The 14,006-nt window shown below is 70.7% G+C and carries 10 protein-coding genes and 1 riboswitch; all 10 genes read right to left on the bottom strand.

The window, feature by feature from the left end; genetic code table 11:
* Positions 1–138: 138 nt before the first annotated feature.
* The 10 genes from ABZ348_RS22725 to ABZ348_RS22680 all read right to left on the bottom strand — a co-directional run bounded on the left by ABZ348_RS22725 (position 139) and on the right by ABZ348_RS22680 (position 13,878).
* Positions 139–840: a transglycosylase family protein gene (locus ABZ348_RS22725; RefSeq protein ID WP_358935794.1), complete on the bottom strand. Its 702-nt coding sequence runs from the start codon at positions 838–840 to the stop codon at positions 139–141.
* Positions 841–844: 4 nt separating this feature from the next.
* A riboswitch (cyclic di-AMP (ydaO/yuaA leader) is annotated at positions 845–1,018 on the bottom strand.
* A gap of 265 nt (positions 1,019–1,283) precedes the next feature.
* Positions 1,284–2,267, bottom strand: a complete 984-nt coding sequence (locus tag ABZ348_RS22720) for a transglycosylase family protein (protein WP_358935792.1) — start codon at positions 2,265–2,267, stop codon at positions 1,284–1,286.
* Positions 2,268–2,379: 112 nt separating this feature from the next.
* Positions 2,380–3,597 carry a cytochrome P450 gene (locus tag ABZ348_RS22715; RefSeq protein ID WP_358935963.1) on the bottom strand — a complete coding sequence of 406 codons (1,218 nt, stop codon included), beginning with the start codon at positions 3,595–3,597 and terminating at the stop codon, positions 2,380–2,382.
* 360 nt (positions 3,598–3,957) lie between these two features.
* Positions 3,958–4,956 carry a nucleoside triphosphate pyrophosphohydrolase gene (locus tag ABZ348_RS22710; RefSeq protein WP_358935790.1) on the bottom strand — a complete coding sequence of 333 codons (999 nt, stop codon included), beginning with the start codon at positions 4,954–4,956 and terminating at the stop codon, positions 3,958–3,960.
* Between the two features lie 133 nt (positions 4,957–5,089).
* Positions 5,090–5,740: a SurA N-terminal domain-containing protein gene (locus ABZ348_RS22705; RefSeq protein ID WP_358935788.1), complete on the bottom strand. Its 651-nt coding sequence runs from the start codon at positions 5,738–5,740 to the stop codon at positions 5,090–5,092.
* Positions 5,741–6,110: 370 nt separating this feature from the next.
* Positions 6,111–8,264 (bottom strand): RNA polymerase recycling motor ATPase HelR, encoded by a 2,154-nt coding sequence (gene helR / locus ABZ348_RS22700; RefSeq protein ID WP_358935786.1) that lies wholly within the window; start codon positions 8,262–8,264, stop codon positions 6,111–6,113.
* A gap of 464 nt (positions 8,265–8,728) precedes the next feature.
* Positions 8,729–9,193: a GtrA family protein gene (locus ABZ348_RS22695; RefSeq protein ID WP_358935784.1), complete on the bottom strand. Its 465-nt coding sequence runs from the start codon at positions 9,191–9,193 to the stop codon at positions 8,729–8,731.
* A 63-nt stretch (positions 9,194–9,256) separates the two neighbouring features.
* Complete coding sequence (locus ABZ348_RS22690) at positions 9,257–10,804, bottom strand: serine/threonine-protein kinase (protein ID WP_358935782.1); 1,548 nt, start codon at positions 10,802–10,804, stop codon at positions 9,257–9,259.
* Positions 10,801–11,502, bottom strand: a complete 702-nt coding sequence (locus tag ABZ348_RS22685) for a hypothetical protein (protein WP_358935780.1) — start codon at positions 11,500–11,502, stop codon at positions 10,801–10,803. The genes ABZ348_RS22690 and ABZ348_RS22685 overlap by 4 nt, the downstream gene beginning before the upstream one ends.
* A 231-nt stretch (positions 11,503–11,733) precedes the next feature.
* Positions 11,734–13,878 (bottom strand): N-6 DNA methylase, encoded by a 2,145-nt coding sequence (locus ABZ348_RS22680; protein ID WP_358935778.1) that lies wholly within the window; start codon positions 13,876–13,878, stop codon positions 11,734–11,736.
* Positions 13,879–14,006 lie beyond the last annotated feature (128 nt).

Below are 14,006 nucleotides of genomic sequence, written 5' to 3'. Positions count from 1 at the left end.
CGGTCCGAGCACGGGGTTGTACGGGTGGGCCCGAGGGGCTTCGGTCGGTTGGCGCGGCCTCAGAGGGACTCTGCCCCATCAGGCCGGCGGCCGTCCGACCGGGAAGTCGGCTCCGGACGCACCCGTTCCGGTCGGGGCTCAGCCCAGGTGGAGCTGCTGGCCCACGTAGATGACGTCGGCGTCGCTGATGACGTCCTTGTTGAGCTCGAAGAGCTTCTCCCAGCCGCCGTCGACCTTCTCGGCTTCCGCGATCTTGCTCAGGGTGTCGCCGGCCTTGACCTGGTACTCGCCGTCACCCTTCTGGAAGCCCTCGGCCTTGGCGGGGGCCTCGGAGCGCTCGGAGCGGGTGGTGGGGACCTCGGCGCGCTGCTGCGGCTTGGCCTGCTCCTTCTTGGGCTCGGCCTTCGGCTGCTGCTTCTTGGGCTCCGCCTTGGGCTGCGGGGCCTCGGCCGCGCCGCCGCCGTACGGGGTGTTGGACAGGCCCACGCCACAGGACGGCCAGGCGCCCTTGCCCTGACCGGCGAGGACCTTCTCGGCGATCTCGATCTGCTGCGCCTTGGACGCCTGGTTGGCGGTGGATGCGTACTTCGTGCCACCGAACGCGGCCCAGGTGGAGGCCGAGAACTGGAGGCCGCCGTAGTAGCCGTTGCCGGTGTTGATGGACCAGTTGCCGCCGGACTCGCACTGGGCGACCTTGTCCCACTCGGAGGCGGTGGCGGCGCTGGCGGAGGTGGCGCCGATCAGCGGGGCGGCGACGGCGACACCGGTGACACCGGCGAGTGCCATCAGTCGGCTGGCCTTGCTGGGGCGGCGGTGCTTCGCCTTGCTGGAAAACAGCATGGAGTCTTCTCCTCACCGACGCCTACGAGGTGAGCTGTCGGGTTCGGGCCTAGTGAGTTGCCCGGCCGTGCGTCCTTGCGCACGGCTTCACCCCTAGCCGGTTCCCACCGTCGTCTCCAACGGTCGTTGCCGGCACTTACCTTGGGTCCCCCGCTCCTGCCTTCGGCGCTCTACGCGACGTGTACTCCCCCCGACCGACGGCAGGATTCGGCGTGACGGTCGACGGTGCCCGCGGTGGCGAGCGGTTCAGACCGTAGGCATGACTCTCCCCGATGTTCAAAGTCGAACATCGGGGAGAAATCGCCCATCTCATCAACAGTGCGCTTTGCGTTTCCGCAGGTCAGGCGCGGAACGCAGGATTCCGCTAGCCCCGATAAGCGAATTGCCGCAAAGAGACGCTTGTCTCACTTCGCCAAATCCGGACAAAGAGTGGCTAACAGCCTCTACTTAGCGGTGAGATCGAGGCTCTGACCAGGGTGAATGAGATCGGGCTCGTCGCCGACCGTCTCCTTGTTGGCCTCATAGAGGGCGGGCCAACCACCGGGCAGTTCGTTCTTCTCGGCGATCGCCCAGAGGTTGTCGCCGGCCTGCACGGTGTACGAGCCGGGAGAGACGCTGGCCGTGCCGGACTGCTCGGCGGTCGTGGCACCCGCGTCCGTGGTGCCGAGGTCGGAGCGGCTCCCCTCACCCCGGGAGGGATGGGCCTCGTCGGTCTCGCGCGGCGCCCCGGGGTCGCCGACCGGCTCGGTCGGCGCGGCCGAGCCCGTCGACTCGCTGGCACCGGTAGGCGCGGACTGCTCCGGGCTCGACTCCGTCGCCGCCTCGCCCCGGTGCTTTCCGGTGGACCCGGAGGGCTGCCCCGGGCTCGACTCCGGGGACGCGGCACCGGAACCGCTCGGCGCGCTCCCGGCCGGTGCCGGAGTCTTCGCGGGCGTCTTGGCGGGAGCGGTGCCCGTCGGAGCGGACGGCTTGGGGATCTCCGTGGGCTCGGCCGATGGCGTCGGCTGCGCGGCGGGCTTCGTCGGAGCGGTGGGGGCCTCGTTGGGATCGAGGACCACCTCGACCCCGGCGAGGGTCGCGCACGCCCTCCAGGGCCGGATGCCCTCGGAGTCGACGACCTTCTCCGCGATGGCCTTCTGCTGTGCGGGGGTGGCGAGGTCCGCGCGGGAGGCGTACTGCGTACCACCGAACGCCTTCCAGGTCTCCTGCGACATCTGGAGACCGCCGTAGAAGCCGTTGCCGGTGTCCGCGGTCCACAGGCCCCCGGTCTCACACTCCGCGACCTTGTCCCACGCGGTCGCTTCGACTGCCGACGCCGACGTCGCGCCGAGGAGCGGAATCGCGATGGCGGATCCCGTCACCCCTGCCGCGACGACGAGGGCAGGAGCTTGACGGGGTCGGCGATGTCGACCATTCCCGGAGAGCATGCGGTTGCCTTTCGCGAGACTGCTGAGGACGCGCAGAACGTAGCCGCACTCGAACGTCTGTCACAAGTCGATGCAGCTGAGATTACGTCATTGTCACGGTTTTGATGGCTCGTCAGATGTTTCGGGATGTGAACTCGACGGGAAGGGTTCGCAGCCCACGCATGATGAGCCCCCCACGCCAGCGCAAATCTGATGAATCCGCAGCCAGTTGCAGATCGGGGAGCCTGCGCAGCAGCGTGGCGATCGCGGTCTGGCCCTCCAGTCGTGCCAGCGGCGCACCGAGGCAGTAGTGGATGCCGTGCCCGTATCCGAGGTGCTGATTGTCACGCCGGGAAAGATCGAGGACGTTCGGCTCCTCAAAGCGGTCAGGGTCGCGATCGGCAGCCGCGAGCACCACCAACACCGGGTCGCCCGCGGCAATCCGCTTCCCACCGATCTCCAGTGACTCGGTGGCGAACCGCCAGGTGGCGAGCTCCACAGGACCGTCGTACCGCAGCAGCTCCTCAACTCCGGTTTCCAGTAGCCCGGTTTCCCCGGCAGCCAGGGACGCCTGGAGGCGCGCGCGCTGTTCGGGGTGGCGCAGCAGGGCGTAGACGCCGTTGCCGATGAGGTTGACCGTCGTCTCGAACCCGGCGAACAACAGGATGAAGGCCATCGCGGCGGCTTCGTTCTCCGTCAGGTGCTCGCCGTGATCGCTGGCCCGGATCAGGCCCGAGATCAGATCGTCCCCCGGATCTTCGCGCTTGCGATGGATCAGCTCGGCCAGATAGGTCCGCATCTTCTTGACCGACCGGGCGACCCCGCCGCGCGGCCCGCCGCCGTGCCGGATCATCATGCCGGCCCAGTCGCGGAAGTCGTCCTGGTCCTCGGCCGGGACACCGAGCAGATCGCAGATCGCATAGATCGGCAGCGGGAAGGCGAAGTCGTGGATGAGGTCTGCCTCCCCTTTCGCCGCGAAGGAGTCGATCAGTTGGTCCGTCAGCTCCTGGACGCGGGGGGCGAAGGCCGCGACCCGACGCGGAGTGAACGCCTTGGCCACCAGCCGACGCAACCGGGTGTGGTCCGGCGGGTCGATGTTGAGCAGATGCGTCATCAGCTCGGCCTTGCGCTCGCCGGGGATGCCCGTCTTCCCCTTTGCATGTGCGGGCTCGTCGTGGTGGGCGGGGTTCTTCGAGAGCCGGGCGTCGGCCAGCGCTTGGCGGGCATCGCCGTAACGGGTCACCAGCCACGCCTCGACACCGCTGGGCAGTCGGGTCCGATGGACGGGTGCGTGTTCCCGCAACCAGGCGTACGCCGGGTAGGGATCGGTGGCGAACTCCCAGGTGAACAGCTCGGGCGCGGCAGGGGCACCCGGGGCGCCACCGGTCTCGTCCGGGGTGCGGTCGGCGTCCGACGGGGGTCGATCCGAGGAGCCCGAAACGGGACAACTCGGGCTCGGTGCCGTGGGGCTCGCCTCCGGGGCGGGAAAAGTGACCGGATCTGAGCCTTCGCGGTCGGGTGCCTCGGCGGGCTCGGAGGGGTGTTCGGAGGGCTGGGCGGGCGGGCCGGGCGCGGGGGTGTCACTCACCCCCTGACGTTATCCGGCCCGCCCGACCGGGCCGAGGACGGTCCGTACCGGTAGGGCCAGCCCCTCCGGTCCGCACTGCTGATCCCCGTACCGCTGCTCCCCCTACCGCTGATCCCGTCCGCGCTACTGCTCGCCGGCCGGTTCCGTGGTCGGCCTGGTGGAACGCTCCGCACTGAGGATCGCGTCCCGATAGGTGCGGGCCGCCGCCCGCAGCGCCGATTCGGGGTCGACACCCGCAGCCTCCGCCTCGACGGCGAGGGCGAGCAGTTCGTACCCGATGCCGTCACCGCCGGGCAGGGGCACCTGGAGCCCGGCCGTCCGTACCCGGGACGCGAGCTTCGCGGTGAGCGCCAGCCCCGGCTGTCCCAGGGGTACGCCCTCGGTGATCGACGTGCGCTGCTTCTCCGCGGCCTTCGTCCGCAGCCAGTGCTCCTTGACGTCCTCCGGGGTCTCCGCGGCGGCGTCGCCGAAGACATGGGGGTGGCGGTGGATCAGCTTGTCCACGATGGTCGCGGCGACGTCGTCGATCGAGAACGGCTCCTCGCCGTCCTCCTGGGCGATGCGCGCGTGGAAGACGACCTGGAGAAGCACATCGCCGAGTTCCTCGCGCAACTCGTCGCGGTCGCCGTCCTCGATGGCCTCGACGAGTTCGTACGCCTCCTCGATGCCGTACTTGGCGAGCCCCCGGTGCGTCTGCGTCGAGGACCAGGGGCATTCGGCGCGGATGCGGTCCATCACCTGGATCAGGTCGAGCAGCCGGGCACCGGGAAGGTCATAGGAACCGGGCAGCAGTTCCAGATCGGGCATCTGCTCCCGGCCCGATCCGGCGATCCGGGCGAGCCCGTCGGTCAGTGCCGACTCTCCGTCACCGGAGACCAGGACCACGACGGAAGCACCGGCCCCGCAGGCGTCGACCAACTCCCGCGCGGTGGGCGCGCCGATCTCGACCGTGACGCCCGCCTCGCGGAGGTAGGGCAACTGCGGATGCGCACCGTCCGCGCACAGGACCCGGTCGGCGGTGCGCAGCGTGTGCCAGGCGGGCCAGGACAGCAGTCCGGGCGCCACGCGGTGGCTGGCGGTCAGCAGGACGACGCGGCCGGTGGCGGAGGATTCAGTGGTCACACCTCGAACCTACCTCGGGCCGGTGTCACTCCCGCTGACCAGGTCTGACCGCGGTACGCACCGCGGTCGAGGGGTGCCGGGAGCCGGCGCGGTCCACAGGTTCCGGATGCGCGGTCGAGGCTTGGTGCTTGAGTTACGCGCCGTCGATCTCGGCCGGCTGCTGCTCCTTGGTGACCTGGGTGATCCAGGGCGCCTTGTAGTCGCCGAGTTCCAGCTTCTTGTCGTCCCAGACGCCGAACCGGGGGTTGACGTCGATGTCCAGCTTCTTGGCCGCGACGGTGAACGCCGCATTGAGCTTCTGCTGGCCCTCGGGGGTGTTGCCCGCACCGATCGCGGTGGCCAGTTTGCCGACGAGGATGTCCCTGCGCACCACGTCGTTCAGCTGGTCGGGGGCGACTCCCCGCTGCTGGAGGTACATCGAGGCGAGTTGCTCCTCGCCCCCGGCCTGCTGGACGAAGGCGGCGCGGCCGTCCTGGATCTCCTTGCGGTTGACGCTCACCCCGGCGTCACTGGCCGCGCGCTCGACGACCTCGGCGACGATGAGTTCGTAGAGCTTGGCCCGGCCGAGCTGACCGGTGGCCTTGATCAACTGCGCAGCCTCGGGGGCGCGCTCCTGTGCGGACCGTACGTCCTTCACGTTCGCCTGGACGGTGGAGACCTCGATCCGGTCCCCTCCGACGACGGCGGCAGCGCCCGGGCGGGCCTCATTGCTACAGGCCGCGAGCAGTGGCGCAGCGACGAGCAGTGCGGAGACGATGATCGCGGTGCGACGGCGGCGGTGCAAAGGAGCCTCCCGGCGTGATTGTGCGGCAATGCACAAAGTCCTAGCGGTGATGATGTTAGGCAGTTCCGGGCGGTCGGGGCCACCTCTTCGCGGGCACTGATTCGGTCAACGATCGAGGGCGGGTTCCCGTTTCGAACCGTTCTGGAGCCGTACGTTCCCACCCGTGGTGCCGTGCCGCACGCGAAGCGGGGGCGGCGAGGGGCTCCAGGGGCGTCGCCCGGCGGGATGCCGCCCGCTGGTCACCGGCTCGGTGCCGGGCTTCGCGCGGGCGTTCACATGGCTGCTCAACCCGGCTGCGGGCGGACGCGAGCGGAGCTTACGGCCCCGCCGGGCCCTTCTCGTGGACGGCGGGAAGCGCACGTGCCTCGCTTCAGGGACGGGTGAGGATCACGAGTTGCCGGGTCGCCCTGGTCATCGCGACATAGCGGTCGACCGCTCCTTCGACCCCCTCGCCGAACGCGTCGGGATCGACGAGCACCACCAGGTCGAACTCAAGGCCCTTCGCCAGCTCCGGAGTCAGCGACCGTACGCGCGCGGTCGCCCGGAACGCGGGATCGCCGATGACGCAGGCGATTCCGTCGTCCTGTTCGGCGAGCCAGGATTCGAGGATCGCGTCCAACTCGGTGACGGATCCATGGACGACGGGGACGCCACCGCTGCGGATCGAGGTCGGCACGTTGGCGTCCGGGAGCACGGCCCGGATGACCGGCTCGGCCTCCGCCATGATCTCTTCCGGTGTCCGGTAGTTGATGCTCAGGGAGGCCAGATTGATCCGGTCGAGCCCGACCCGCTTGAGCCGTTCCTGCCATGACTCCGTGAAGCCGTGCCTGGCCTGGGCGCGGTCTCCGACGATGGTGAAGCTCCGGGACGGGCAGCGCAGCAGCAGCATCTGCCACTCCGCATCGGTCAGTTCCTGGGCCTCGTCGACGACGACGTGGGCAAACGGGCCGGTGAGGGGTTCCGGATCGGTGCCGGGCAGCGCGGACTGGTCGACCAGGCTTTCTTGGAGGTCCTGTCCGTGCAGCATCGTCACCGCACCCTCGCCGTCGGGGTCGGCCGCGATGACGCTGTCGATGACGGCGGCCATGCGCTCGCGCTCGGCGGCCATGGACGCCTTGTGCCGCCGTTTGCGCAGCGATGTCTTCGGGTCGCCGAGCCGCTGCCGGGCCGCGTCGAGCAGGGGCAGGTCGGACACCGTCCACGCCTGGGGGTCGGACCGCTGGAGCTTGGCGACCTCGTCGCGGGTGAGCCAGGGGGCGCACATCCGCAGGTAGGCGGGGACCGACCACAGGTCGGACACAAGGTCGGCCGCTTCGAGCAGCGGCCAGGCGCGGTTGAGGGCCCCGACGAGTTCCCGGTCGTGCAGCAGCGACTTCCGGAACAGCGCGGGTGAGAGGTCGCCCTGGTACTTGTCCGCCAGGATCGCGACCAGCGCCTCCCAGACCTGTTCACGCCCTTCATTGTGCGGAGTGCCAGGCTCCGGTGCGTCGAACGCCTCGGCCCAGTCGTCCGCGCTCAACCAGATGCTGGAGGAGGAGGTCGTGACCGCCATTGCTTCGGTGGGCGGCTCCTCGTAGAACCGCACGGCCGGCTCGATCGCCTTGACCATGTGCGCGCTCGACTTCAGCCGGACCACGTCCGGATCGGCTTCGACGCCCGCATGGGCGCCCTCGGCCACGAGGTCGCGCACGGTGCAGGTCTGCACGCCCTCCTCGCCGAGGCTCGGGAGCACATCGGCGACGTACGCCAGATAGGGCTGGTGCGGGCCGACGAACAGGACGCCGCCGCGACGGTGGCCGAGGCGGGGGTCGGAGTAGAGGAGGTAGGCGGAGCGGTGCAGGGCCACGACCGTCTTGCCCGTACCGGGACCGCCGTCGACGACGAGCGCGCCGCGGGATCCGGCCCGGATGATGGCGTCCTGGTCGGACTGGATGGTGGCGAGCACGTCCCGCATCCGCGCGGACCGGTTGGTGCCCAGACTGGCGATGAAAGCGGACTGGTCGTCGAGCGCCGCGTGCCGTTCCCGGCCGTCGGCGGTGAACACCTCGTCCCAGTAGTCGCTGATCCGGCCGCGGGTCCAGCGGTATCTGCGGCGGCTGGCGAGCCCCATCGGATGGGCGTGGGTCGCGGCGAAGAAGGGCTCGGCCGCAGGGGCGCGCCAGTCGAGCAGCAGCCGACGCCCCGCACTGTCGGTGAGGCCGAGCCGTCCGATGTACAGGGGCTCGTCGGAGGGGTCGTCCGCCGGGACGATGTGTCCGAGGCACAGGTCGAGACCGAAGCGGCGCAGGGCGCGCAGGCGCCCGGTCAGCCGGTGCACCTCCAGGTCGCGCTCCATCGCCTCCCGACCGACGCCGCCGGGCGCCCCGAGCACCGCTTCGAGCTGGCCGGACAGTTCGGCGATGGTCTGCTCAAGGCTCTCCGCGATCGCGGCGAAGTGCTCCTCGTCGCCTGCGATCAGCTTGGTGTCGGCCTTGGGCGCAAGACGGTCGGGAAGGGCGAACGCGCTGGTGGTCCGGGGGGTCATGGCAGCAGCTCCGATCCGAGGTCACGCCCGCGAGGCCGCACGGCACTCCCCGGGATCCGGTGCCGAGCGACCGCAGCGCGAGCCCGCCCACACCCTGGACTGATAACTGACAACAACACACACACTTCGTGAATCTCCCATTTCCGCAGGATCCGGCCTCGGCATGCGATTCTGCGGTACGACCGGGGCCTTGCCGCAAGCCCCCCTGTGCGCTATACGTTGTCAGTGGCGGGAGGCGGGGCTCGGACCACGCCTTCGACAGCCCTCCCTGACCGGCCCGAATCTCGGCGCTGGATCTCCGGCCTGAATCTCCGGGCTGACGGGACCCACCAGGATCTCCGGACACGGCCGTGGGCCGCGGATGGCCACCGAGCGCGATCACCTCGGTGATGAGCCCGCTTCTCAGCGAAGACCTCTCAGCCCCCTGTGCAGGCCCTGGTCGAGCACGCCGCATCCGGCCCGCTTCAGACGGCGTCCACCGCTGAGGGCTCGGGCTCCTGCCTCGCCCCGTGTGTCCCGTTCCGCGGTTCCGGCTCCGCCGGCCGCCCTTCGGCCCTGCCATCGGGACGCAGCATGATCGTGCGGGACACGACGAACGTGATGGGGATCGCCGCAGCGGCTGCGATGAGTGGGGCGTACCGGCTGCCCATGCCCCACACATCGACCAGCAGGTACACACCGGCCGTCGTCACGGTGAAGTTCGCCGCGTTGGTGAGGGGGAACAGCAGGAACTTCCGCCAGGTCGGCCTGGTGCGGTAGGTGAAGTACGACGTCAGGAAGAACGATCCGATCATGCTCAGCACAAAGGCGAGCACATGGGCCGCCACATAGGGCAGCCAGGTCAGCAGGATGAGGTACAGGCCGTAGTACGTCCCGGTGTTCACCGCTCCCACCAGGGCGAATCTCACCAGTTGGCCCCGGACTTCCATGGTCGTGCCAACTCCCCGTGCATCCCGACTCCGATGCCGCAGCATACGCCCGAGCGGGTGCGCCTACCGCGCCGGGCCGTGGGTGGGACCTCGGTGCGGGCCGTGCAACTGCTGCTGGCGGCTGAGGGCGCGGCGCAGTTCGCCGGGTAGCTGGTGGTAGGGCCCGTACGCCCGCTCGGAGTCGTGCAGCAGCCCTTGCAGATGGTGGTGGGCGGCGGTGTGGTCGCCCGTCGCCAGCATCAGATTGCCGATGCGGTGCCGCAGGTCGAAGGCCCGGGCGAGACCGGGGCTGCCGGGCTGTTCGTTCTGGTAGTACGCAAGGATCGCGCGGTACTCGGCGAGGGCGGCGGCCGTCTCGCCGAGTTGCTCCAGACAGTGGGCGGCGTCGAAACGGAACTGGAGCGTCTGGGCGTCGCCGGGGCCGGCCTCCGCGGTCCGGTCGTCGGCGAGCCGACGCAGTTCGGGCAGCGCCCGGCGGTACTGACCGTCGTCCAGCAGCGTGGTCGCGTACTGCTTGCGCAGGATCTTGACGACCGGGGAGTGTTCGCCGTGCTCGGCCGCGGCGGCGGGCAGGATGCTGCCGAGGGTGTCCACGGCCTGGGTGATGCTGCCCTCGCCGAGGAGCCGTTTGACCTCGTCGACGGCTGCGGCGACATCGAGTCGCGGTGGCGGCGGAGCCGTGACGGCGGGCGGTGGGGCGGGGTTCCGGTCGGGCCAGGGTGCGAAGGGCCGCAGGAAGGGGCGGGTCGGATCGAGCGGTCCGTTGGAGGGGCCGCGCGTGGGCAGCAGGGGCGCCAGGGCCTCGTACACCTCGTGGGCACCGGACGGGCGGTGCTGCGGGTCCTTGGCGAGCAGCCGCAGGACGAGCGCTTCCAGCGGCTCGGGCACCTCGGGGCGCAGCCGGCGGATGGGCAGCGGCGGTTCGTAGAGGTGCCGGTGGAGCACGCCGAGTGCGGTGGAACCGGCGAAGGGCACATTGCCGCTGAGGAGTTCATGGGTGAGGACGCCGAGTGCGTACAGATCGGTGTACGGGCCCACGGCGCCGCCCATGGCCTGTTCGGGGGCCATGTAGGCGGGGCTGCCGATGGGCGAGCCGGTGTGGGTGAGGCGGGTGGTGTCGGTGTCGATGACGGAGGCGACGCCGAGGTCGAGGACGGTGAGGGTGCCGTCGGGTTTGACCATCACGTTGCGGGGCTTGAGGTCGCGGTGGACGATCGGCACCGCGTGCACCGCGGCCAGCACGCCGCACAGTTGGGCGGCGACGCAGACCGCCCACTGCCAGGGGTAGGGCTCGTGTTCGGCGAGGTGGTCGGCGAGGTCGGCGCCCTCGACGTACTGCATGACGAGGAAGAGGTCGTCGCCGTCGTTGCCCGCGTCATGGACGGTGACCAACCCGGGGTGGGAGACCTGGGCGGTGACGCGGCACTCACGGACGAAGCGTCGGCGCATCTCCCCGGCGGCGGTGGCCGCGGCCATGTGGTCGGGGCGCAGCAGTTTCACGGCGACACGGCGGTCGAGCCGTCCGTCGTATGCCGTCCACACCTGGCCCATGCCGCCCTGCCCGATAACGGTGGACAGTTCGTAGCGGTCGGCGACGACGCGTCCGATCACCGGCCCTGCTCCCTGCGGAGATAGTCGCTCAGTTCGTCCAGTTCGGCGCGGACCTGGTCGATGCGGCGTCCGTCGGCAGCGGGGGCGGCAGGGGGCGGGGTGTTCACAGGAGGGGCGGGCGGCACCGACGGCGGGGGCGAAGGCGGCGGGGTGTTCATGGACGGCGTGTTTACGGGCGGGGCGGGCGGATAGCCGTAGCCCGGGGTGCGTCCGGGTGGCGGGGTGTTCACGGGTGGATAGCCGTAGCCGGGGGCCGGCGGTTGCCCGTACGTCGGCTGCGCGGAGGTGTAGGGCGGGGCGGCGACGGCCCAACCCTTGGCCGGCTGCTGGTGGTGACGGATGTCGATGACGAGGTAGTGCACGGGCACCCCGATGGCCAGCGCCAGAAGGACCAGGAGGGCGATGACATCGCCGCCGGTCATCTCCTCTTCCTTGGTGTCCGTGGTGTCCGGCTCCTTGCCTGCCTCGCTGACCTCGACGATGAAGCCCATGACGATGATCGGCAGCAGCAGGGATATGCCGAACAGCACCCAGTCGAGGGGGCGTCGGCGGATGATCGCGATACGGAGCATGGCGCTCCAGGCGAGCATTCCACAGCTGAGCAGCGACAGCGCCACGAAGACCACGCGGAGCGTGTTCAACAGGGCGGGCGACGGCGGTCGACCGGGGGGCGGCGGGGCATAGCCGGGGCCGTGCATTACTGCTCCTGATGGCCTGGGGACGAGGCTGGCTGAGGCATTGAGCGTATACATCGACGACGTCAACGGCTCCAGGGTTGTAGGGAGCGTGTTGGTCGATGCGTCCCGGTCGCCCTTTCGTTCACTTCTGTCACGCCTTGCCCGGCGGCCGAAGACTCGTTCGCGGCCCTCGTCAACGGCCGTGCGGTGGACCGGCCGCGGGATGCCCCGGGCCCGGCCCACCGCGGGGAGTCACCGCGGTCGTACGGTTCCGTCGGTGAGTCCGTCGTACAACCCCTGGACGAGTTGTTCACCGAGTCGGCCCGCCAGCCTCAGCGCGTCCTCGAAGGCGGACAGGGCCCGGAACCTCTCGCCGTACTGGCGTTGGTCCACGAGGGAGATCCGGGGGAGTTGCAGCCTGCGGACGTCGAGTCGGGTCGCCGTGGAGGCGTAGCTACTGGCTTGACGGGTGTTGGCGGTGGCGCGGAGGAAGCCGGCGAGGAACCAGGGGTCGAGTGCCGCCGGGTCGGGGCGCAGCAGTTGGAGGTTGCGGCCGAGGGCGGCGCCCGCGGTGGATTCGTCGACGACCCGGACGACGGAGCCTTGGCCCAGTACGGGGACGACGACGTCCCCCGCTTCCACACGGACCGGTTCGCGCTCGGCGTCACCGGTGCCGCTCGGGTCCGCGGACGGGTCGGGCAGGGGCGCTGAGGGCGGGGCGCCGGTCAGGACGTCCTGCTCGGTGAGGACCCGGGCATGGGTGGGGGTGGCCGGGGCGGGCGGGGTGGGCGCGGGCACGGTCACGTTGCCCGCGCGGATGGTGAGGGCGCCGGCACGGGCGAGTTCACCGAGGGTGGTGGCGGGCCAGGGGGTCGGCTGTCCGGTGACGGCGGGTGCGGGGGTGAGTTCCGCGGTGAGTTGCAGGGTGTCGGTGAGCCGGTCGCGCACGCGCAGGAGGTCATCGGCGTCGGCACCGGTGGTCGCGGGCGGGACGTGGCGGGCGGGGGCGAGGTCGATGTCGTCGTCGAGCAGTTCGATGACGGGTACGGCTCGGCCCGCTCCGGCGCGTTCGGTCGTGGGCGCGGTGCCTGTGGGGTCGTCGAAGGGGAGCCAGGCGTCGAGCACGGCGTGCTGGACGGCCGGCCAGTCGAGCTTGTCGCGCCCGCCGCCGCTGCCGGCGAGTTCGGCGGTGTCCACGAACAACAACTCGGGGGCGGGCGGCTGGTGCGGTTCCGGCTTGCGCAACACCCAGAGGTGGAGGGGGATGCCGTAGGGGGGTGCCGCGCCGGCGGGCAGGGCGATCACGGCGCGCAGTGCTCCGCGGCGCAGCAACCCGGCGCGGATGCGACGGCCTGAGCGGCGGGAGGCCGCGGCGGGGGGCATCAGCAGGACGGCGGTGCCGCCGGGGCGCAGTCGGGCGAGTGCGTGCTGGACCCAGGCCAGTTCGGATTCGGTGCGGGCCGGGAAGCCGTACTCCCAGCGGGGGTCGTAGGCGAGTTCGTCGTGGCCCCAGTTGCGTTCGTTGAACGGGGGGTGGCACAGGACGGCATCGGCGGCGGTGTCGGGGAAGGCGTCGGCGCGCAGGGTGTCGGCGGCCCGGGCGCGTACGGGGGCGTCCGAGAGGAGGGCGAGGCGCAGCGCGGTGAGTGCGGTCAGGTCGGGGTCGAGGTCCTGTGCGTACAGGGCGCCGGGGGTCTTGCCCCGTTCGTCGGAGGTGGCGACGGCGCAGAGGAGGTGTCCGGCGCCGGCTGCGGGGTCGAGGGCCACACCTCCCGCGGGCAGGTCGGCGATCCGGGCCATCAGCGCGGCGGGGCCGGGTGGGGTCAGCGTGTACTGGCGCAGATTGACGTCGAGGTAGCGGCCGAGCAGGAACTCGTAGGTGTTGCGGGGGCCCAGTTCGGCGGCGAGTTCGGCAAGGGGGCGCAGGAGCGGCACGAAGGCGGGGAGTCCCTGCCCGTCGGTGTGGTGCTCGGTGAGTCGGTGCAGCAGTGGTGTGCGGTCCTCGCCGAAGCGGGCGGCGAGGGTCTGTTCCAGGGCGGTCGGCAGCAGTTCGACCATGCGGCCGTCCGGGAGTGCGGTCAACTCCTGCCAGGTGGTTGGCCGGTCGCGGACGAGGAGGAGGACGCAGCCGACGCGCACCAGGGCGGTCGCGGTGGTGGCGGGGTGGTCGGCGAGTTGTTGCCAGACCCGTTCCCGCAGGGGGACTTCGGCGAGTTTGCCCTGGCTGCGCAGCCAGCCTTCGACGTCGGCGAGGGCGAAGGAGGGGCTGGTTTCCGTGCCGCCGACGGGTTTGGGGAAGTCGGGGTGCCTGCGGCGCCAGTTGCTGACCGCGGCCCGCCCCACTCCGGCCAGCCGGGCGATCCCTGCGGCGGTCACCTCGCTTGCGTTCTCCGGCACGTTTCTGCCTCCGTCACTCGTATCCGCTGGTCACGACCCCCTGTTGTGTCACCGATCATACCGATCCGCGCGAAAGAAACCCCTTCACAGCGTGATTCAACGTGAACTCGAATCATCGTGTTGACTCG

Source organism: Streptomyces sp. NPDC005963 (assembly GCF_040638655.1).
Classification (GTDB): domain Bacteria; phylum Actinomycetota; class Actinomycetes; order Streptomycetales; family Streptomycetaceae; genus Streptomyces.
Note: the sequence above shows the minus strand (reverse complement) of the source record. Positions and strands in the feature narration are given on the sequence as shown.